Source organism: Paracrocinitomix mangrovi, from assembly GCF_019740355.2.
GTDB classification, from domain to species: domain Bacteria; phylum Bacteroidota; class Bacteroidia; order Flavobacteriales_D; family Crocinitomicaceae; genus Paracrocinitomix; species Paracrocinitomix mangrovi.
The window spans coordinates 3739724-3761654 of the sequence record NZ_CP091819.1; the positions used below are offsets into that span (position 1 = coordinate 3739724).

The window sequence follows — 21931 nt, forward strand, 5'->3', positions numbered from 1 at the left end:
ACCAAAGATAAAGTTTGGAAATTGCATTGTTATTTGGTCTTGTCGCCATTGGTTTTTTGGCGACAAGACTTAAATTTTTAAATCAAAATCGGATCCAGTTTGCTAATAAGTGGATCATTTTTGTGGCATTGCCTGCGGTTGCATTGGTGAATGTTCCCGGCTTGCAGGTTTCGCAGGATTTGTTGGTTCCTGCCTTGTCTCCGATTATTGTGTTTTTTGGCGCATTTATTCTTTTTAGAATTGTATTGCGTAATAAACTGGAAACTGATCAGGGAATTGCTCTTACTATTTTAGGAGGTCTTGGCAATACTTCATTTGTTGGTTTTCCTGTAATTACAGTATTATTTGGAGCGGAGTACTTGTCTTATGCATTGATTGCAGATCAGGTTAACTTTCTTTTACTGGCAACAGCCGCACAATTTATTATCTCAGCTCATAGTGGAGGTTTTAATATCAAAAAAGCACTTAAAAAAGTTGCTTTGTTCCCTCCATTTATTGCTTTGATTGTTGCCTTGTTTATTCCGTTTAAAATTGAGCATGACTTAGTAAGTCCTGTTTTGGAAGCTTTGGCTTATACCGTGAGTCCGGTTGCTATGTTGGTAGTAGGTTATCAAATTGCGAAATATGTAGACTTTAAGTTTACATCCAACATCATTTTAGGAATCTCATATAAATTGGTCCTTGCTCCAATTTTGGTCTATCTCGCTTTTATAATGATGGATACTGAAAAGGTAATATTTGACGTATCTGTGATGGAATCTGCAATGGGGCCAATGGTTAGTGGTGCTATATTATTGATGGATGAAGAAATACAACCTAAACTAACTGCTCAAGTTTTATGCTGGGGTATCATTCTTTCATCATTCACACTATTTGTGTGGTCATTGCTTTTGTAAAAAGAGCTAATTAAGCTTTATATTTCTTAAAAATAGAGCAGGCAATATGTCCTCCAAACCCAAAAGTGTTACTCAAGGCATAGTTCACAGTTCTTTTTTGCGCTTTACCCAAAGTGAAATTAAAGTTTGGATTGAATTTTTCATCAATTTGTGAAGTGTTGATGGTAGGTGGAACAATATCATTAACTACTGCTTGCACACAAGCTATGGCTTCAATAGCTCCTGCACCACCTAACAAATGTCCTGTCATGGATTTAGTGGCACTGATATTGGCTTTTGTGTCAGCTCCAAAAACTGTTTCCACAGCCTTTATTTCGCTTTCATCTCCAACAGGTGTAGATGTTGCATGAACGTTGATGTAATCTATTTCGTCTGGGCTAATTCCAGCATCCTCCAAAGCCAATCTCATTCCTCTAACGGCACCTTCACCTTCAGGATGAGTGGCAGTTAAGTGATATGCATCTGCCGCCATTGCGCCTGAGGCAACTTCAGCAATTATGTTGGCACCTCTTGCTAAGGCGTGATCCAGACTTTCTAAAACTAATGCTCCTGCTCCTTCTCCCAATACAAATCCGTCTCTGGTTTGATCAAATGGTCTTGAGGCAGTTTTAGGGTCGTCATTTCTCGTGCTCAAAGCTTTAGACGCGTTAAATCCTCCAATTGAAGTTACAGATACAGATCCTTCAGATCCACCTGTGATCATCATGTCTGCTTTACCCCATTGGATGTAATTAAATGCATCAATTATTGCTGTGTTACTGGCTGAACAAGCAGATGAGGTGGAGTAGTTAACTCCCTTTAAACCATGTCTAATTGAAATGACACCAGAAGCCATATTGATAATTCGTTTAGGAACAAAATATGGATTAAAACGAGGTTGTCCGTCTCCCTGATACCAGGCTTGCATTTGATCTTCAAAAGTGTCAACACCTCCGTCTCCAGAACCCCAAATTACGCCAATTCTATTTCTGTCTAATTTGTCAAAATTTATCTTGGCTTGAGCTATTGCTTCATCTGCGGCAGCTACCGCATATTGTACAAAGATGTCATACTTTCTGGCTTCGTTGCGCTCAAAATATTGTTGTGGGTCAAACCCTTTTACTTCACAAGCAAACTGAGTTTTGAAATTAGATGCATCAAATTTAGTTATTGGACCTGCTCCCGATTCTCCATTGATAAGGGCGTTCCAATAATCATTTAAATTATTTCCGATTGGAGTGAGTGCTCCCATTCCTGTAATGACAACTCTTTTCATATTCAATAAGGTTTCGTACTAAGACGTAGTAGGAGTTTTGAGATTACAAAATTAACAGAAATGAATGCAAAAGAGATCATTTGCTTAGACAAAAAAAGCCTTCCGAATTTCGAAAGGCTTTTATAATTTATTGTGATTAGAGGATTATCCTCCAAAGTCATCAAATCTAACATTCTCAGGCGGTACTCCCCAATCATCACACATTTTCTCAACCGCTTTGTTCATCATTGGAGGTCCACAGAAGTAGAACTCAATATCTTCTGGAGCGTCATGCTTAGATAAATATTGATCAATTACCGCCTGGTGAACAAAGCCAATGAAACCATCTCCTTCTTCATCATAGATATCTTTTTTCTCTACCCAGTTATCTTCTGGCAAAGCATCTGATAATACCATGTAAAATTTGAAGTTAGGGAAGTCTCTTTCCAACTCTCTGAAATAGTGGATATAGAACAATTCTGCTCTTGAACGTCCTCCGTACCAGTAAGATACTTTTCTATCAGTCTTCATTGTTTTGAATAACTCATACAAGTGAGAACGCATTGGTGCCATTCCGGCTCCTCCACCTACATAAAGCATTTCAGCATCTGATTCATTGATGAAGAATTCTCCATAAGGTCCAGAGATAATTGCTGGATCACCTTCTTTTAAGTTAAAGATGTATGAAGACGCTATACCTGGATTTACATTCATCCAAGTGTTAGTTTTTCTATCAAATGGCGGAGCTGCAACCCTTACATTCAACATAATCTTTCTTCCTTCTGCAGGATAAGAAGCCATTGAATATGCACGAACTACTTCTTCGTCATTCTTCATTACTAAGTGACGCATTGCAAATGGTCCTTCTGCCCAATCTTTCTCAAATTTATCTGGTTGTCCAGGGTGATCTTGAGGGTGAGCAGTAACATCCATATCAGCGAATTTTACTTCACACGGTGGAATCTTAATTTGAATATATCCACCTGCTTTGTAATCCATGTCTTCAGGAATCTCAACAATGAATTCTTTGATGTAAGTTGCCACGTTGTAGTTTGATACAACTTTAGCTTCCCACTCTTTAATCCCCATGATTTCTTCCTCAACATGAATTTCCATGTCTTCTTTAACTTTCACCTGACATCCTAAACGCCAGTTATCAGCAATTTGCTTTCTTGAAAAGTGAGGCTCCTCTGTTGGAAGGATGTTTCCTCCACCTGAAAGTACCTGACATGTACATTGGATACATGTACCTCCACCACCACAAGCGGATGGTAAAAAGATTCCATTAGATCCTAATGTGCTCAACAAAGTTCCACCACCGTCAACTTCTAAAACGTGATCTCCATTAATGGTGATTTTAATTTTTCCAGAAGGTGAAATTTTTGCTTTTACAAATAATAGCAAGCTCACCAATAGTAAGATAACTATTGTAAAAACTATAACTGTAATAATTAATACTTGTCCCATTTCTGTGTTGTTTTAGTCGTTTTGATCTGTATCAGCATCAATTACGTTAGTAACCTGATCAGTTTTAACATCTGTGTCTTCATCTTCACCTCCTCCAAGGTTGATTCCTGAGAAACTCATAAATGCGATTCCCATCAAACCTGTGATAACGAAAGTGATACCTAAACCTCTCATTGGAGCAGGTACTTTAGAGTATTTGATTTTTTCTCTAATGGCTGCAATTGCAACAATCGCTAAGAACCATCCAATACCTGAACCGATTCCGAAAGTTGTTGCTTCACCAATAGTTGAATATTGTCTTTCTTGCATGAAAAGGGCTCCCCCTAAGATTGAACAGTTTACAGCGATCAATGGCAAGAAGATTCCCAATGCACCATAAAGTGCAGGAGCAAATTTCTCAACTAACATCTCCACTAACTGTACAATAGATGCAATTACGGCAATAAACATGATGAAAGACAAGAAGCTTAAATCAACTTCAGCATACTCAGCTCCTAACCAAGATAATGCTCCTTCTTTCAAAACATAATTTTCTAACAACCAGTTTACAGGCACTGTTACTCCCAATACGAAGATAACTGCTGCACCTAATCCTGCTGCGGTTTTTACAGTTTTAGAAACCGCCAAATAAGAACACATACCTAAGAAATAGGCAAAGATCATGTTCTCAATAAAGACTCCTTTTAAAAGTATATTTATATAATCTACCATGATTTCTTAGTTTAATGATCCTCAATTAATGCTTTGTTTCTAGCTCTTTGAACCCATATAATGATTCCTACTGCAAACAAGGCAAAAGGAGCCAAAATAATAAAGTTGTTATCCAGGTAACCGATTTTATACAATCCTGTTTTTTCGATTCTGTCTCCAAACAAAGGAATATCGAATATTTTACCAGCTCCGAATATCTCTCTGATGATTGATACCAAAACCAATACAATACCGTATCCTAATGTGTTTCCGATAGCATCAAGGAATGAAGGCCAAGGCTTGTTAGCCATTGCAAATGCCTCAAATCTACCCATGATAATACAGTTGGTGATGATCAATCCAACGAAAACTGATAACTGCTCTGCCATATCAGGTAAGAATGCTTTCAATATTTCGTTTACGATAATTACCAAAGAGGCAACAACCACTAACTGAACAATAATTCTGATTCTTGACGGAATCAAATTTCTCATCATTGAAATAATAACATTACCAAGTGCTAATACAAAAAACACAGAAGCTGTCATTACCAAGGCTTGCTTCACTGATACTGTGATAGCCAAAGCCGAACAGATACCTAATACTTGAATTGTAACAGGGTTGTTATCATCAAGAGGCTCTGTAATCAACCTTTTATTCTTCTTTGAGAATAGAGGTTCTCTAGGCGCTTTTACTTTTTCGCTCATAACTCTTAGTTGTTATTAAAGTATTTTACATAAACCGAAAGCGTTCTGTTCACCATTTCTTCAACTCCTTTTGAAGTAATAGTTCCTCCAGTAATACCGTCAACTTTTCCGTTAACGCCTGCTCCGGTTCCGTCTTTTACACTCTTGATATCACCAGTGATTTTTTCACCTTCATATTGAGAGTAATAGAACTTTTGTTTAATCTCAGCTCCTAATCCCGGAGTTTCTCCCTGATGGTCAAACTTGGCTCCGAAAATGGTTTGCTTGTCAGAATCTACTGAAAAGTATCCCCAAATTGGTCCCCATAGTCCTGATCCCACAACCGGAATCACGTACTTAGTTTCACCATCCAAATCAGCCACATAAAGTGGGTAATCTCTGTCCTTTGGATTAAGGTTTTTGTCTTTATATTGTTTTTTGATGTCGATATTAAATGCTACCAAACCATCTTTAACTTGTCCTTCTGAACCAATAACAACACACTCATCAGTTAAGATGTGTTTGTCGTATAATTCAGTTGCATTTTGACGTGTGCTTTCAATATTCAAAGCACCTAGAATGTCCATCTTTTTCTTGATTTCAACATTCTTATCCTGCATTGGCTTTAATCCCATTGATACGGCAGCCAATCCTGCTCCAACTATCACTACAAGAGCGATAGCAAAAACAAATGTGTATCCGTTACTATCTTTATTAATTGCCATGATTATGCAGCTTTAGTTTTAAGTCTTTTTTGTCTTCTCTTGATATTGGCACCAACTACGTAGTGATCAATCAATGGAGCCATTACGTTCATGAATAAGATCGCCATCATTACCCCTTCTGGGTAAGCTCCGTTGAAAACTCTAATCGTAATCGAAAGCGCACCTCCTAAAAATCCGTAAATAAATTTTCCGGTATTAGTTTGGGAGGCGGTGACAGGATCCGTAATCATAAATACTGCTCCAAATGCAAATCCACCAATAACTAGGTGATGTACAGGAGGCAACATCATGTATTCGTTAACAGCAAATTGATTTGCTAATAATCCAACAACAAATCCACCAGCAATAAATGACAACATGATTCTCCATGAAGCAATTCCGGTATAAAGTAACAATGCAGCTCCTAATAAAATAGCAACTGTAGAAGTTTCTCCAACTGATCCAGGAATCATTCCAATGAATGCATCAAGGGTAGAGTGTGATTGCATAAATCCATCTATTGAACCAAAAGCCCAGTCAGCTTTAGCTCCGGTAAAAGATGCTAATTCACCCAATTGTGTTGGTCCTGAAAATCCATCAGGAGCACCAGACATCCAAACTCTATCTCCAGACATCATTGTAGGATATCCAAAGAATAAGAATGCTCTAGCAGTTAAGGCAATGTTGACAATGTTCATTCCTGTACCACCAAAGACCTCTTTACCTAGTACGACTGCAAAAATGATTGCAATAGTTAACATCCAAAGTGGAATGTCAGCAGGAACAATTAAAGGAATCAACATCCCCGTTACCAGGTATCCTTCCTGAATAGCGTGTTGATTTTTGATACAGAACATAAACTCAACACCTAATCCTACTGCATATGCAACAATAACAAGCGGTAATACTTTCAATAATCCATAAACAAGTTTGTCTCCAAACATGTGCATGAATTCAGTTGATTCTCCGTTTGCCACATAGTGCCAGTGACCAGTGTTGTAGATACCAAACAACAAGCAAGGAATCAAGGCAGTAACCACCATGAACATAGTTCTTTTTAGGTCAATACCATCTCTGATGTGAGCTCCTTTAACTGTCGTTTCTCCAGGCGTAAATAGGAAAGTATAGAAACCGTCCCATACCGGATGGAATTTTGCCCATTTACCATCATGGTCGGGCTCCATCTTACGCATTAATTTTTCTATCGACTTCAATTTTTTAGGTTTTAGTTAGATGAAAATATCATTACATGCATTCTTCCTGGATTACATCTAATCCATCACGAATGACACTTTGAATGTTAATTTTTGATGTACACACAAATTCACACAATGCAAAGTCTTCAGGAGCTACTTCGTAGATTCCTAAATTTTCCATCAAATCAATGTCATTGTACATAACTGATTTGATCAACTGCATTGGATAAATATCAAATGGAAATACTTTTTCCATTTCTCCTGTCACAACAAATGCTCTGATTTCTCCATTTAAGTTAGTATCCAAAACACGTTTTTTGTTTGGAGTCAACCATGAGAAATAAGATCTATTGATTGAGAATTTGTTAAATCCAGGACTCATCCAACCTTGGGTGATCATGAATTTAGGCTCATCTCCTTCAGGAATAACTGTGATTTGTGAATGATAGAAACCTAAGTACCCATCTGCGTCAACTTTGTCACCGGTTAAAACATTTCCTGAGATGTAACGCACATTGCCTTCTTTGATATTGTCAGCAATGATATTGTCAATCTTAGTACCGATAGTAGTTTTGATGTATTTAGGGTTCTTTACTTCAGATCCGGTAATAGCAATCACTTTAGAAGCGTCGAATTGTCCAGATGACATAACACGACCAATAAGGGCCACGTCTTGTGCATTGACTGTCCAAACAACCTCACCTTTATTGACAGGATCAATATGGTGAATTTGAGTACCTACGTTTCCAATTGGATGTTTACCACTAATTTTATTGATTTGAACACCCTGTGCTTTTGTGAACGTGTCATCAGCAACAGAGCCTCCTCTTAAAGTCAAGTGAATTTTTCCGTCTGTTAACTTTGATAAAGCATACAAACCTCTTTGGAACAACTCATTCTCCCCATGCAAAATGAAATCATAATCAGGTGCAAGTGGTGAAGAATCAAATCCTGAGATAAAAATTGCTTTTGGCTTATCTTCCGGTCTGGCAATAACATCCAATGGACGCATCTTGATAAAAGGCCATAAACCGTTTTTAAGCATGTACGCTTTAACTTCTTCTCCAGACATGTTAGCTGTATCAACAGCTCCAAGGTCTTCAAAAGAATTTTCAGCATCCGCCTTGATACGAATTTCTAAAATTCTTCTTTTAGCACCTCTAACAACGTCTTCTATCTCTCCTGCAACAGGCGATACAAAGTTTACATCAGGGTTGTATTTGTCCTCGAAAATTGGAGTTCCGGCCTTAACCTTATCTCCAACCTTAACCAACATCTTCGGAACTAGTCCGTGAAAATCGGGCGGCTTGATAGCAAAAGAGTCGCTTCTTTCAACAGTTGCTTTAACTTTGTCAGCTTCCCCTACTAGTTTGATATCCAAGCCCTTCCTTAATTTGATAGTCTTTGACATATCGACTTTTGGAATTTAGATTAAGCGACAAATTTAATTATCTGGAATTATTGGCAAACTCATTTTCGACCAATCTGATGTAGTTTAGAATGATTCTAAATAAGAAGATAGTGATTATGTAATTCCTACAACAGCGATTTTAGCTCTAACAAGCTGTTAATCACCTTTGAGTGCTTATGTTTTCCTTCATTCTTAGGGTCAAAGAAAATAGTTTGCATTCCTACTTTTTTCGCTCCTAGTATATCAGCTTCATAATTGTCTCCAATCATCAATGCATCAAATGGGTCAACTTTTGCCATTTCAAGAGCTTTTTCAAAGACCAAACGGTGAGGTTTTTGTTTACCAACTTCCTCTGAGCACAGGATTATATCGAAATATTGAGAAAGATTGCTACCGCTCAGTTTAATGAATTGAACTTCTTTAAAACCGTTGGTAATGATGTGTAAAGGGTACTTTTCTTTTAAGTAAGATAAGGTTTCGTGAGTATGTGGAAAGAGGTTTGTTTTATGAGGTCCTCTTCTCACATATTCGTCTCCTATTTGCCTGCCAATTACATCCGGGTCTTTAACATTGAAGCGATCCAGCGTATCTCTAAATCTACCAAAACGCACGGTGTCCTTGTCAATTTTTCCGTTTCTGTATTTCTTCCAATAAATACCATTTACCGATTGATAGGTAGCTAAAAACTTTTCTTTGTTATCAATTTTATCTGCCAATCCAAATTCATCAAACAACTCACTCAAAGTCTCAGATGAGTTTTTTTCAAAGTCCCACAATGTGTGGTCCAGGTCAAAGAATATGTGCTTGATGTTTGTCATGCAATGGTAGAATATATCCAAAGACAGATCAAGGCGCTATAGGAAGCTGTGAAAATCATCATCAGAGGAAAAGTCCTTCTTTTTTTACCGTAAAACTTTGCGCAAACAATAGATCCAATTGGAATAGATAAGAACAAAGGGGCCAAAAAGGTAACTCCGTAAATTCCAATTTTTCGCTTCACCCACACAATAAACTTGTTCATCTTGGTGAATTTCTTCTTCTCTTTAAAAGGAATACCTTTGTCAATGGCGTCTTGTCTGGCTTTTTTGCGTTTTTTATGAGCTCTGATCATCAATAATTCACTCAAAAAGTAGAATATGGTCATTGAAAACCATGCGCCAATAGTAACAGAGATAAAAATTTGCAAAACACCAATTTCAACATTTTCGTTGATGTATTCATGAAATGGAGTATAGGTAAGCCATTGCGCAAAAAGGAACTTAAAAGTGCCTAAGCCAAAACCGGTAAATAAAAGTCCCCAATTCATCATTATAATTTTACCCCAAAGGCTAAATCTCCTGCATCTCCAAGACCGGGAACGATATAAGCTTTGCTATTTAATTTTTCATCAACGTCCGCTAGCCATATTTCTGCATTATCAGGCAATTCGGCTTGTAATTTATCAACTGCAGGTTGACTCGCTATAGCACACATTACGTGAATTTTTTTTGGATTTCCGTTTTTTCTAATGGCATCTAATGTCAAAAGCAAAGAAGTTCCTGTAGCTAACATTGGGTCAACAATAACCAATGTTTTACATGTTAGATCCGGCGAAGCTAAATATTCAACATGAACTTTTATGTCTTGTCCACCCTCTTCATTTTCTTCTCTATAAGCAGATATAAATGCATTTTCTGCATGATCAAAATAATTCAAAACTCCATTGTGCATAGTTAATCCCGCTCTCAGTATAGAGGCAACTACGATTGGTTCATCAATTCGGTGAACCTCTTTTTTTCCTAATGGAGTTGTGACTTCATCTACTTTGTAATGCAGACTTTTACTCATTTCATAAGCCATGACTTCGCTTATACGCTCCATGTTTTTTCTGAAACGCATAGCGTCCATCTGCACATTCACATCTCTAATCTCAGCCAAAAAGTGCTGTAAAACTGAATTTTCTTTGCTTAAGATATGTACCATATTTTAAGAGTAAAGTCCGCCGTTTAAATTTAATGTTTGACCAGTAAGATAAGTTGCTTTGTCTGAAATAATGTAATCCATTAATGCAGCTAATTCACTAGGGTCTCCCAGTTTACTTACCGGGATTTTATCAATCAATTCTTCCTGCATTTCATCAGGTACATCATTGATCATTCCTGCATTGAAATAACCAAGGGCAATTGAATTGACGGTAATATTTTTATTTGAAATTTCTTTGGCCAACGATTTTGTTAATCCTATTAAGCCTGCTTTTGATGCTCCGTATGCAGCAGCTCCCACAAATCCTGTTTGCGCGACTATTGACGACATAAAAATAATGCGGCCAAATTGCTTGTCTCGCATATATGGCAAAGCATGTTTAGTAGCTAAGAAGGGGCCTGTTAAATTTACAGCAATAGTATCATTCCAGTTTTCAGCTGAAGTTTTCCAGCTAATTTCACTTTTACTGATGCCTGCATTGTTTATCAGGATATCAATACTTCCAAAATCCTTCACCACTTGCTGTATCATATTTTCAATTTCATCTTCTTTTTTGATGTCAGCTTTATAGGTTTTTGCGTTGGCAGGAATTTCTGAAGGAGGATTATCTAAATAATGAAGAGCAAGGTTGTATTCTTGCATCCCAAAATGTTTGGTTAAGGCAGTGCCTAATCCGCCTGAACTTCCTATTAATAGTATGGTTTTCTTCATCCTTTAATTTTTTTCAAGGTTTTGTACCAAACCGGAAGATTGTCAATTTCACAATTGTAATAAGTCCTGTCTGTAGCGCCAAATTTTTTATAAAAATTGGCAACTCCTTCTATTTCTGATCCTCCAAAATCAAAGATATTATAATCCTCTTTGTATTGCTCAATAGCGAAATTAATTAGGCCAAACATAGCGCCATTTTTCTTAGCTTCTTCTGATGCAACGCCTTTTAGATAAGTTATCCTTCCCTTATCTTTAAAAAAGAAACCAGCTCCTACAAAGGTGTCCTGCTCATAGCAAGCGATTAAATCTCCTTTATTATTGTTGATGGCTACTTTCATTAGTTGTTCTAAAGATATCAGGTCCTTGGCTTTAAGTGTTTCAATTTTTTGAAAAGCAGTTGCTTTAAATAGTTCAATCAGTTGATTTGGATCAGTATCCTTTTTATAATTGAAAATTTGATCTGCTTTTTTGATAAGACGTTTGGCGTTGGTGCTATATTTTAAGCCCGTATCTTTTAATTCAATAAATTGATGTTTTCTTTCAGATAGCCCGTCAATTTGCAGACTGTGTTGTGTTCTAAAGTGAATTGCCTTAAAATCTTTGGCAAGATATTCCAGTACTTCAGTCCAATTAAATGAATTACCAAAAATGTCTATTTCTCTTGTGAAAGACGGTTGATACATCTGTTTAACTCCAAGCAGTGTAGTATAAGGAATGGGCACAATGGTATTGTAATCACCTTCTATTAATGCACCCCAATTTTTAGCGGTATTGTCCAAATACCATGAATAACAGAAAATATTCTCAATGTCATCATCTGCAATTCGCTGATCCCATTTATTTGTGTCAATATTTTCTCTTTGGAAAAACTGCATTTTATTACAGGTTTAAGTCCGCGAACGTAATAAATTGATGTTTATTCTTGTTTTGATCAATAAATCGCTCCAACTTTTTCAATGAATACAATGTGGCCGCTTTTGGATGACCAATTACCACCATTTCAGTAAAGCCTTTGGTTTGATTTTGTTTCAAAACTTTGTTGAGTTTAGTTACAAAATATCCATCTACTGAGGCACTTAAATTCATTCCTTTAGACAGCATTTTTTTTCTCATACCGGGTGAAGGCATGGGATATCCATCTCCAATTGGTTTATGATTCCTGGCATTTAGTCTACCTAGGATAAATAATCTCCAAAAAAACAAAGGGGAGTAATTATAATTGGAAATAGGAAATTCAGAAAATGGACCATTTTCATCTTCCTTTGTCAGATCATTTGAAAATTTCCAGGTGCTTTTGTTTGGGATATTTGTAAAATCGTAATAATAATTTCCGGCAGTATTTTTACCTCCTCTGAAAACAGTTGAATCTAATTTGATTCCGGCTTTTAAAAAGCTTTTTTCAATTTTTGAAAATGGCTGTAGACACCATCCGCCGGCGCGATAGGTTGTTACTGATTTACCGGTATGATTGGCGAGAATTGCTTGATATTCTAGTACAATACGCTCAATATCTTCATCACTGAAATCGCTAAGTTTATACCTGTCAGTATTCATGATCCATTCTTTGCCATCATGAACACAATCTTCCCAATGTGGGTGAATGTGTAATTGGCAATCATGTCCTTCATTTACCAGATCCTTAATTTGTTGGGCTACCTTTTGATATTCTGAAGCAACATTAGGGAACTGATCTTTGAATTCGATTAGTTTTTTAAGGTATCCGGTATCAATGAAGAATACCATTTTTGCTCCTGTACGAGAAGCTATTTCTCTTATTTTATTAGTTGGCTCTATGATACATTTATCTACTGTTCCGGTTGGATTGCCGAAAAACAGTTCGTAATCATAGGTAAGAAAAATCTGCATTTATTGCACTTCCGGCTCGATAGGCTCAATTTTTCCATTGGCCATCATGTCGGTATATTCGTTAATGTCGTATTGAATATACTTAATGCGATATGCTGCATCAAGGGCAAAATTTGTACCCGGATATTCATTTTTAAATTCAGTCCAAGCTTGTTTAGCACGAGCTGTGTCTCTTAAATCCCAATCCAAATAAGTGCAACGCGTATACTTTACATTCATCATGTCAAAGTATCCAGGATATTCATTAATGATACGATCCAAAATTTTAATAGCCTTTTCAGGTCGTCCGGTTCTGTGAGAAAGATCTGAAGCTTTTTTCAGATATGTTGGTGATAGTGAATCTTCAGGAAAAAAACCTGCATAATCTTGAAATTTTGTCATGGCTTCTTCCATCAATACTTCGTCTTCTGGATTCACCATTAACTTACTGTCTAAATCTGCCATTTCCTGTTTGTAGGTTTCGTAATCTACTTTTACAACAGGGTCCAACATCTTTTCGTCATAAACGGTATCATCTTCATTACTGCCGCAAGACGAAGCAATTATCAAAATAACAAGCGGTAAAAATTTTAAGGTTCTCATTTATCTTTTTCCTTTTTTGTTAGGGAATTTCATTTTATAAGCTACTTCAACATCACCTTTAGCGATATTGGTAAGTTTCTTTTTAAGAAGTCTCTTTTTAAGAGGGCTTAAGCGATCAGTAAAAAGTACACCGTCAACATGATCGTACTCATGTTGAATAATTCTGGCTGCATAACCTTCGTATTCTTCTTCATGGAATTCCCAATTTTCATCATAATAAGAAATTTTGATTTTAGGTTTTCTCATTACTTCTTCTCTGATGTTAGGAATACTCAAGCATCCTTCAGCAAAAGGCCATTCTTCACCTTCTTCTTCCTCTATGATTGGATTGATGAATACTTTTTTGAAATCTTCTAAACCTTCAGCCATTGGGTCTGGTTCTTCACCTTCTTCAATTTCAGCAAAAGGAGAAGCGTCAACTACAAAAATTCGCAATGACTTATCTATTTGAGGAGCTGCCAAGCCCACGCCATTTGCAGCATACATGGTTTCAAACATGCTGTCAATTAGATCATTCAAATCTTCAAAATCTTCCTCTATTTCATCTCCTTCTCTTTTTAGAATTGGAGATCCGTATGCAACTATTGGTAAAATCATCTCTTAATAATTAATGCAAAATTAATTGAATTGATACAATTAAAGACGAATTAAACCTGAAAGTATTGATTTTTATATTGATTAGCTATAATAGTCTAGTTATATAGCCTCTTATGAAATTCTCTGCAAACGTCAATTGTTTCGTTATTCTGTTCATAAGAATAACAAGCCTCACAGCTTAAATGAACCCATTCCCATTTTAAATTGGCCGGTATGTCGATTATTACGTTGGGTGAGGTTTGAGAGACACTGTCTTTATGTCTTAAATATCTGCTTTCTGCAAATTCTGCCACCACTGAAACTGAAGAAGAGTTTTCAAGTTTACCACTGAATAAAAGGCTGATGTATTTTTCTTCTTGATTTGTTAAAATGTCTGCATAGATATAAGCACTTTCTTCATCATTGACATAGCCACTCTCTCTGTAGATCAGGTATTCTTCCAAAATTGGTTCGTCACCATCCATATAATAGGAACGTTCTTCAATTAATTTGCCACTGGTATCAAAATACTCGTAATACCCAAAAACAGTTCCGTCTTTGAATTCCCACTGTTCCTTTAAGATATCATTGGTTGTATATTTTCTACCATAATCCGTCCATTCTCCGTGATCCATAAATTGAACAATTATCACACTATCTCCAATGGTATCAAGATATTCTCTTAATCCGGGTTTAATTTCCTTCCTGTAATCAATCCATATGTCAAGAGGCATTTTTACTTCACCCTTTCCATACTCCATTTCTCTTTCGTATTGGCTCTGGAATCTTTCTATTTCATGATCAATTTCATATTCCCATCCGGTCAAATTTTCTTTTTGTTCTGAATTGTTACCGCAAGAGGATAGAAAAAGAATAGTTATAATGACTAAGGTCAAATATTTCATAAGTATGGGTATTCAATTTTAGCTAAAAATAAGCCTTTAGCCGGAACAGATTGACCAGCTTCTGATCTGTTTCTTGAATCCAATACAATTTGAAACTCTTCCAAACTCATTCTACCTTCGCCAATTTCAATCATGGTTCCTACTATTGCCCGAACCATATTTCTCAAAAAACGATTAGCTGTAATTGAAAAGATGTACCCTTTTTCAGATTTAATCCAAATAGCATTTTTTATATCGCAAAGGAAATTGGTAACATCCGTTTTTACTTTTGAAAAACACTCAAAATCTTTGTGCTGGACAAGCATCAAACATGCTTTGTTCATGCTTTCAATATCTAAATCTGGTTTTCTGTACCAGGATATTTCATCAATAAATGGATCTTTAGATTGATGGATGAAATAGTGATAAGTTCTGTTAGTAGCATCAAACCTTGCATGTGCTTCTGCTTCAACCTCTAAAATGTCTTGAATAACAATATCCATTGGAAGCATGCTGTTCAATTTATAGATCAATTGATCTTTCTCCATTTCAAAAGGCAAGTCACAATGCGCGTAGTATTCAGAAGAGTGAACACCGGTGTCTGTTCTGCCACACCCCGTTATTTTAACTTCTTTACCGCCGTTCAGTTTGCCTAAAACACTTTCTATTTCACTTTGTACAGAAGGATGATTTGGTTGAATTTGCCAACCAAAAAAATTCGTTCCTTTGTATGCAAGCTTTATAAAAATGCGGTTCATCTTGCTGCAAAATTAAAACTTACACTTCGATAAATGCGCAAAATTGGATTATTATCAGATACTCATGGATTTTTAGATCCTCGCATCTTTGAATATTTCAAGGATGTGGATGAAATTTGGCATGCCGGAGATGTAGGTAGTATGGAGGTGATTGAGAAGTTAGAAGCATTTAAGCCGGTTAAAGGGGTTTATGGTAATATTGATGGACATGAGGTAAGAGCGGCCTGGCCCAAAACAAGAAGGTTTTTATGTGAGAAAATGCATGTTATAATTACCCACATTGGAGGAAAGCCATACGTTTATAGTAAGGATGCTTATGCAGAATTTATTAGAAACAAGCCAGATGTATTTGTGTGTGGACATTCGCATATTTTATTAGTTCAGTTTGACAAAAAAATCAATGCAATGTGGATAAATCCGGGTGCTTGCGGGTACAAAGGATTTCATAAAGTGAAAACAATTTTAAGATTTGAGGTCCACGGCAGAGATCTTAAAAATATGGAAGCGATAGAGTTGGGGCCAAGGGTGAAAGGAGATGAAATTATACCCGACGAATTTTTTAAATAATAAACGATATACATTTCCGTTATTGTAGGAGCCATGAAAAAAATAACCTTCTTCATAATGCTGATTTCATCTGTTGCTTTTGGTCAACAAGGCGGTTTGTATAGTTATCAGTTTTTAGATCTGGATTTTAATGCCAGGGCAATGGCTTTAGGTGGAGATTTTATTGGTGTAAAAGATGGTGATATTGATTTGGCAGTTGCAAATCCTTCTGTGATTTCAGATGATATGCATAATCATCTTTCTTTGAATCACTTTTTTTATCCATCCGGAATAAATTATGGTCAGTTTGCTTATGGAAGAACCTTTGAAAAGGTGGGGACTTTTGTGGGGCACTTGAGATATGTGGCATACGGAAGTTTTGATAGAATGGATGAACTGGGGATAAATCAAGGAACGTTTACTGCTGGTGATTATGCTTTAGGAGTGGGTTATGGAAGAGATTTGAATAAGTACTTTTCAATTGGGGCGAATATGAATTTTATTTTTTCTCATATGGAGACTTATACCTCTTTTGGTATGGCGGCAGATATTTCTTCAACATTTTATCATCCAGAGGCGAATTTGACAGTTTCTTTGGTAGCCAAAAATGTAGGTTATCAGTTTAAAGGATATACCACAAAAAATCACGAACCATTGCCAATTCAGGTATTGGCTGGGGTTTCATATAAATTTCATCACGCACCTTTTAGGTTGAGTTTGGTTGGTACTGATTTGACTAATTGGGATCTTACTTATAATGATCCTACTTTACAACCAACAATTGATCAATTGACCGGTGATACTATTCCGGTTCCTAAAGCCAGCTTTGCTCAAAAGGTAGCTTATCACACCAATTTTGGATTAGAGATTGTACCCAAAAGTGAACGTTTCTATTTTAGATTAGGATTTAACTTTGGTAGAAGAAATGGGCTAGGAGTGGAAAACAGACGTGGAATTGGAGGGTTTAGTACCGGATTTGGAATTAGACTCAAGAAGTTTGCTTTTAACTATGGCCTTTCATTTTACTCAGTGGCCGGAGTATCTAATTCTTTTGGTATTACCACTAATATTAATGAGTGGAAAAAGTCCAAGAAGAAAGTCCAATCCACAGATAATTGATGTAACTTAATGATGCCAAAACAGGTAAAATGTATCGTTGATTTTCGGTACAATACTTGATTATTAAGTTTCTGTGAGATATCTATTATTACATACTATCTTGTTTTTAACAACTGTATCTTTTAGTCAAAGACATAGTTTAGAAGGTGTTTGGCAAGGTTTGTCAGCCACTCAAATGCAATCAAACAAGCAGGGAACTGCCACCTGGATGGAGTTTAATATTGATTATAAATCTGGTGATTTTACCGGTTTTTCTAGATATGAGATTCCTTACAAGGAGTACTATGCATTCAAAAAATTAAAAGGTACAGCAACCAGTGATTCAACGCTAAAGTTTGAGGAGTACGTAGTAGAAAAGAAAGAAGAATCCAGTTTTTATGTTTGGTGTCTTAACAAAGGGGAGTTGAAGTATAATGCGCAGAATGGTTATCTAGAAGGGACTTATGAATCCACTGATTGCAGACAAAGAGGAAGGTTTATTCTGTATCGTTCCAGATATGAAATAAGCAAAACTGATACTAATACCCTGTATCATTCCTGGTTTGATAATTTTATTGGTGATTTAAAAAGAGGATGGAAGGCTTATTATGTAAGAGATGCGGAAATGCGCAACTTTGAAATGTTGCCGGTATTGTTTGATCATGACAAAGACAGTTTAAAACCGGAGTTCCATTCCTATTTAGATCAAATGGTGAAAATTGTGAAATCACATTCAGATTTACGTATTAAAATTATTGGCCACACTGATTCAAACGGAACAGATGAATATAATGTTGACCTCTCGCAAAGAAGAGCAGATACTGTAAAAGCATATTTAGTAGCTGCAGGCTTAAAACCTGATAGAGTTGTAATAGAATTCAGAGGTGAAAGTGATCCTAGAACATCTAATGCCACTGCTTACGGTAAAAGTTTGAATAGAAGAGTAGATTTTGAATTTATTTAGGAGATAAATCTTTCCAACGTACTAGCTTTTCTTTCTGTTTCATCCCACTCACGGTTAATATCACTATCCTTAGTCATGCCGCCTCCAACATATAAAGTTGCTTGGTTTTTGTGCAGTTGCATGCATCTGAGATTTACAAAACATTTTTTGAACTCATCTGTAAACACCCCAATGTATCCCGTATACAGAAATCTCTTGTAAGCTTCTACTTCTTGAATTAATTCCATACTTTTTTTGGTTGGAATTCCGCAAATTGCAGGAGTAGGATGTAAGGATTCAATCATTTTACGCCAGGATTCTCTTGACATCATTTCTGCAGAAATCTCAGATTTTAAATGTTCAATTGGGCCTGCTGAAATATTTTTCGGTCCTTCAATATTGATGTTTCTGCAGTGCATTTCTCTGAACTTATCTTCAATATATCTGGTAACATAAAGCTGTTCCTGAATTTCTTTATTTGTCCACTTTTCTTCTGCTTTTTTTGTTCCGGCTAGTGAAACTGCTTTGATGTTATTGTCTTCTATTTCACAAAGTAGTTCAGGACTAGCGCCCATCCAAACCCCTGTTTCCTCAGAAGATAAAATGTAATTGAAAGTGTTGAGATAAGCTTTGCAAATTGATTTATATGTTTCTATAATATCAATTTTTGTGTCTACTACTTTTGTTTTGCTGTAAACCACCTTGTCAAACCTTCCAGATTTAAGCTCTGCCAGCAATTTATTAAAACCTATTTCATAGTTTTCAAAAGTTAATGTTTTATCATGAGGATCTTTAAAGTAAAATTCAAATTCTTTCTCACTGCAAGGTTCAATGTTTTCAATTTGATAGATGTTTTCACTTCTGAAATCACTAATCACAATTCCCCTTCCTAATACATCAACAATAGACGATCTTTTAGTGATGGTTCCTTTTAAGAAGTGAATATCACTTTCGTGAGGCAGTCGATATGCAAAATAGGTATAGCTCATTATGCCAAAGGAGTAACCATTACGGTTAACCTTCCGGTACAAATTAATTTGTCTTCTTCATCCTTTATATCACATTGCCAGACGTGTGTTTTTCTGCCGCAATGAATGATCTTAGCATAACCGGTAACTATGCCATCTCTTTTTGCTCTTAAATGATTGGCATTTATTTCAAGGCCAACTACACCATATTTACTTTTGTCAACGATTAAATAGGAACCAAATGATCCTAATGATTCAATAAGTGCAGCTGATGCACCTCCGTGCAAAAGACCTGCCGGTTGGTGAGTTCTATTGTTTACAGGCATTGTTGCGATAATATAATCACTGCCTAGTTCAGTAATTCGCATCCCAAGCCATTCCATCATGGTGTTTTTGCTTGCTGCATTAACCTTGTCTAAGGGTAAATTTGGATCTATCATTTTTATTTAGGTGCTATTCGGTACATTATTATTGCTGCAATACCAAACAGAATATTGGGGATCCAAACGGCTAAAAAAGGAGTGAATCCTACTTTTATTGCAGCTACTGTTGTCAATTGCATGCTGAATATATATGCTACGGCAAATGCAAAGCCAATAGCAATATTTACTCCTAATCCTCCCCGTGGTTTTCTGCTTGATACAGATACGCCTATTAAGGTAAGAATAAATATGGCAAATGGATTGGACCAACGCTTGTACTTTTCTATCAAATAATAAGGTACTTTTTCAGAACCCTTGGCTTGTTCTCTTTCAATGAATTCTTCTAATTCAGTATAATTCATTGATTCTATCACATTTGATTTAAATACTACATCTCCAATACTGAATTCTAAAACAGTATCAACGTTGAATCCATATGAAATGTCGTCATGAAAATTGCTAAACCTCCTCAATTCAAATTTGTCAAAATGCCAGTCGTTGGTTAAACTGTCACCAAATGCCAAAGGTGATTTCATGGTGTATTCTAAAGAGTCTCCATTGAATTTATCTAACCTAAAGTTTCTAATTTCTTCAGTAGTTGCATTGTACAAGCCAAAATAGAGAATTTGATCTTTAGTTACTTGAGAGCGAACATTGAGGCGGGCGCTAAAGTCTCTGTAGTACATTGTTTCAAAACGCAAGCGTTTTTCATTGGATCCGGGTAAAACAAAATTGGTCATCAAGATGGTGAAAACTACCAAAATTGCCGAGGATATAAAGTAGGGTCTTAAAAACCTATTGAAGCTAATCCCTGCACTTAAAATGGGTACAATTTCAGAGTTGTTTGTCATTTTTGAAGTGAACCAAATGACTGAAATGAAGTTGATCAGATATATAAACTGAAAACCGTAAAAAATAAAAAAGTTGGAGTAGTAGGTAAAAATTATTTCGTTCCAAGGAGCTCCGGCTGCGATAAAGTCGTTTAACTTTTCAGATAAATCAAAAACCATACTGATTGACATCAGTAAGATCATAATGAAAATGAAAGTTCCAAGAAACTTTCCAATAATGTATTTATCCAGTTTTGTTATTATCACAACTTGCTTCCTAATTTCGGAACCATTTCATCTTTCCACGCTCTAAACGTACCATTTTCAATTTGATTGCGTGCCTCATCAACTAACCATAAGTAAAAAGCTAAATTGTGAATACTTGCTATTTGCATTCCCAAGGCTTCCTTGGAATGGAAAAGATGGCGTACATAGGCTTTTGAGTAGAAGCTGTCTACATAAGAAGTTCCGTCCGGGTCGAGTGGAGAAAAATCTTTTTTCCATTTAGCATTTTTAATGTTGATGATCCCATTTTTGGTAAACAACATTCCATGACGGGCATTTCTTGTTGGCATCACACAATCAAACATATCAACACCTAAAGCGATACATTCTAATATATTAACCGGGGTTCCAACACCCATTAAGTATCTTGGTTTGTCTTCCGGTAATATGCTACACACCAGCTCAGTCATTGCATAAAGATCTTCGTCCGGTTCACCAACTGATAATCCACCTATGGCATTTCCTTCTGCCCCGGCTGCAGCAATTGTTTCAGCACTTTCAATTCTTAAATCTTTATAGGTACTTCCTTGTACAATTGGGAATAATGTCTGGTTGTATCCGTATAACCCTTCGGTTTCATTCATTCTTTTTATACAACGATCCAGCCAGCGGTGGGTCATGCGCATTGATTCTTTTGCATAATTGTATTCGCACGGAAAAGGTGTGCATTCATCAAATGCCATAATGATATCTGCACCAATTACTCTTTGAATGTCAATGGCTTTTTCTGGAGAGAAAAAGTGCATGCTTCCATCAATGTGTGATCTAAAGTTTACTCCTTCTTCTTCAATCTTATTAGTGTTAGATAATGAATAAACCTGATAACCTCCAGAGTCAGTTAAAATAGGTTTGTCCCAGCCGTTAAATTTATGTAAACCACCTGCCGCTTCTATTACTTCAAGCCCGGGACGTAAATACAGATGATAGGTGTTTCCAAGGATTATTTGTGCTTTAATATCTTCTTTCAATTCATGTTGATGAACAGCTTTAACAGTTCCAGCTGTTCCTACAGGCATAAAAATCGGAGTTTTAATTTCGCCGTGATCCGTTGTTATTACTCCGGTTCGGGCTTTAGTATGTGTGTCTTTATGTGATAGAATAAAATCCATTTTGTTGATAAAAATCGAGTGGACAAATATAGTGCTTATGAATACTTCTGAAATTAGCGAAAAGGTTAAATGAACTACTTTCCTGAAATAAAGTTTGATACAATCGG

At 36.3% G+C, this 21931-nt stretch carries 25 protein-coding genes; 4 read left to right on the forward strand and 21 right to left on the reverse strand.

Annotation, left to right across the window (positions count from 1 at the left end; all coding sequences use genetic code 11):
- Positions 1-26: 26 nt before the first annotated feature.
- Positions 27-896, forward strand: coding sequence for an AEC family transporter (locus tag K6119_RS16690; RefSeq protein ID WP_255715309.1), 870 nt, complete (start codon positions 27-29; stop codon positions 894-896).
- A gap of 10 nt (positions 897-906) precedes the next feature.
- Here K6119_RS16690 and fabF read toward each other — a convergent pair whose 3' ends face one another.
- From fabF to truA, 17 genes are all read right to left on the reverse strand, one after another.
- Positions 907-2151, reverse strand: a complete 1245-nt coding sequence (fabF, locus tag K6119_RS16695; protein ID WP_221833507.1) for a beta-ketoacyl-ACP synthase II — start codon at positions 2149-2151, stop codon at positions 907-909.
- Positions 2152-2295: 144 nt separating this feature from the next.
- Entirely contained in the window at positions 2296-3597 is a 1302-nt protein-coding gene (gene nqrF, locus K6119_RS16700; protein WP_221833509.1) for an NADH:ubiquinone reductase (Na(+)-transporting) subunit F, read from the reverse strand.
- 12 nt (positions 3598-3609) lie between these two features.
- Positions 3610-4308, reverse strand: a complete 699-nt coding sequence (gene nqrE / locus K6119_RS16705) for an NADH:ubiquinone reductase (Na(+)-transporting) subunit E (RefSeq protein ID WP_221833511.1) — start codon at positions 4306-4308, stop codon at positions 3610-3612.
- An 11-nt stretch (positions 4309-4319) separates the two neighbouring features.
- Positions 4320-4994, reverse strand: coding sequence for an NADH:ubiquinone reductase (Na(+)-transporting) subunit D (locus K6119_RS16710; RefSeq protein ID WP_221833513.1), 675 nt, complete (start codon positions 4992-4994; stop codon positions 4320-4322).
- Between the two features lie 5 nt (positions 4995-4999).
- The gene (nqrC, locus tag K6119_RS16715; RefSeq protein WP_221833515.1) at positions 5000-5698 is read right to left on the reverse strand and encodes an NADH:ubiquinone reductase (Na(+)-transporting) subunit C; all 699 of its coding nucleotides are present in this window, start codon (positions 5696-5698) and stop codon (positions 5000-5002) included.
- Positions 5699-5700: 2 nt separating this feature from the next.
- Positions 5701-6891 (reverse strand): NADH:ubiquinone reductase (Na(+)-transporting) subunit B, encoded by a 1191-nt coding sequence (locus K6119_RS16720; RefSeq protein WP_237828045.1) that lies wholly within the window; start codon positions 6889-6891, stop codon positions 5701-5703.
- Positions 6892-6922: 31 nt separating this feature from the next.
- The gene (locus tag K6119_RS16725) at positions 6923-8284 is read right to left on the reverse strand and encodes a Na(+)-translocating NADH-quinone reductase subunit A (RefSeq protein WP_221833517.1); all 1362 of its coding nucleotides are present in this window, start codon (positions 8282-8284) and stop codon (positions 6923-6925) included.
- 125 nt (positions 8285-8409) lie between these two features.
- Positions 8410-9102, reverse strand: a complete 693-nt coding sequence (locus K6119_RS16730; RefSeq protein ID WP_221833519.1) for a YjjG family noncanonical pyrimidine nucleotidase — start codon at positions 9100-9102, stop codon at positions 8410-8412.
- Positions 9099-9590, reverse strand: coding sequence for a hypothetical protein (locus K6119_RS16735; protein WP_221833521.1), 492 nt, complete (start codon positions 9588-9590; stop codon positions 9099-9101). The genes K6119_RS16730 and K6119_RS16735 overlap by 4 nt, the downstream gene beginning before the upstream one ends.
- A 2-nt stretch (positions 9591-9592) precedes the next feature.
- Entirely contained in the window at positions 9593-10246 is a 654-nt protein-coding gene (gene upp, locus K6119_RS16740; RefSeq protein ID WP_221833523.1) for a uracil phosphoribosyltransferase, read from the reverse strand.
- A 3-nt stretch (positions 10247-10249) separates the two neighbouring features.
- Positions 10250-10957, reverse strand: coding sequence for an SDR family oxidoreductase (locus K6119_RS16745; RefSeq protein ID WP_221833524.1), 708 nt, complete (start codon positions 10955-10957; stop codon positions 10250-10252).
- A complete protein-coding gene (locus K6119_RS16750) occupies positions 10954-11832 on the reverse strand; it encodes a GNAT family N-acetyltransferase (RefSeq protein ID WP_221833525.1) in 879 nt (292 codons plus the stop codon). The genes K6119_RS16745 and K6119_RS16750 overlap by 4 nt, the downstream gene beginning before the upstream one ends.
- 4 nt (positions 11833-11836) lie before the next feature.
- Positions 11837-12823, reverse strand: a complete 987-nt coding sequence (locus K6119_RS16755; RefSeq protein ID WP_221833526.1) for a polysaccharide deacetylase family protein — start codon at positions 12821-12823, stop codon at positions 11837-11839.
- The gene (locus K6119_RS16760) at positions 12824-13405 is read right to left on the reverse strand and encodes a tetratricopeptide repeat protein (protein WP_221833527.1); all 582 of its coding nucleotides are present in this window, start codon (positions 13403-13405) and stop codon (positions 12824-12826) included.
- Positions 13406-14002 carry a peptide deformylase gene (def, locus tag K6119_RS16765; protein WP_221833528.1) on the reverse strand — a complete coding sequence of 199 codons (597 nt, stop codon included), beginning with the start codon at positions 14000-14002 and terminating at the stop codon, positions 13406-13408. It lies immediately after the preceding gene.
- A 95-nt stretch (positions 14003-14097) separates the two neighbouring features.
- A complete protein-coding gene (locus K6119_RS16770) occupies positions 14098-14886 on the reverse strand; it encodes a hypothetical protein (protein ID WP_221833529.1) in 789 nt (262 codons plus the stop codon).
- Positions 14883-15623, reverse strand: a complete 741-nt coding sequence (gene truA / locus K6119_RS16775; protein WP_221833530.1) for a tRNA pseudouridine(38-40) synthase TruA — start codon at positions 15621-15623, stop codon at positions 14883-14885. Before truA ends, K6119_RS16770 begins: the two co-directional genes overlap by 4 nt.
- 33 nt (positions 15624-15656) lie before the next feature.
- Here truA and K6119_RS16780 point away from each other — a divergent pair, with 33 nt between their 5' ends.
- From K6119_RS16780 to K6119_RS16790, 3 genes are all read left to right on the forward strand, one after another.
- A complete protein-coding gene (locus K6119_RS16780; protein ID WP_221833531.1) occupies positions 15657-16190 on the forward strand; it encodes a metallophosphoesterase family protein in 534 nt (177 codons plus the stop codon).
- Positions 16191-16223: 33 nt separating this feature from the next.
- On the forward strand, positions 16224-17288 hold the full coding sequence (porQ, locus tag K6119_RS16785) for a type IX secretion system protein PorQ (RefSeq protein WP_221833532.1): 1065 nt from the start codon (positions 16224-16226) through the stop codon (positions 17286-17288).
- A 73-nt stretch (positions 17289-17361) separates the two neighbouring features.
- A complete protein-coding gene (locus K6119_RS16790) occupies positions 17362-18231 on the forward strand; it encodes an OmpA family protein (protein WP_221833533.1) in 870 nt (289 codons plus the stop codon).
- On the opposite strand, the gene K6119_RS16795 is transcribed toward K6119_RS16790, so the two are convergent.
- From K6119_RS16795 to tgt, 4 genes are read right to left on the reverse strand one after another with little or no spacing between them, the layout of a single operon-like run.
- A complete protein-coding gene (locus K6119_RS16795; protein ID WP_221833534.1) occupies positions 18228-19199 on the reverse strand; it encodes a chorismate-binding protein in 972 nt (323 codons plus the stop codon). The genes K6119_RS16790 and K6119_RS16795 overlap by 4 nt on opposite strands.
- Positions 19199-19618 carry a hotdog fold thioesterase gene (locus tag K6119_RS16800; RefSeq protein ID WP_221833535.1) on the reverse strand — a complete coding sequence of 140 codons (420 nt, stop codon included), beginning with the start codon at positions 19616-19618 and terminating at the stop codon, positions 19199-19201. The genes K6119_RS16795 and K6119_RS16800 overlap by 1 nt, the downstream gene beginning before the upstream one ends.
- Before the next feature lie 2 nt (positions 19619-19620).
- Positions 19621-20697, reverse strand: coding sequence for an LptF/LptG family permease (locus tag K6119_RS16805; RefSeq protein ID WP_221833536.1), 1077 nt, complete (start codon positions 20695-20697; stop codon positions 19621-19623).
- Positions 20694-21824, reverse strand: a complete 1131-nt coding sequence (tgt, locus tag K6119_RS16810) for a tRNA guanosine(34) transglycosylase Tgt (RefSeq protein WP_221833537.1) — start codon at positions 21822-21824, stop codon at positions 20694-20696. Before tgt ends, K6119_RS16805 begins: the two co-directional genes overlap by 4 nt.
- Positions 21825-21931: the final 107 nt, after the last annotated feature.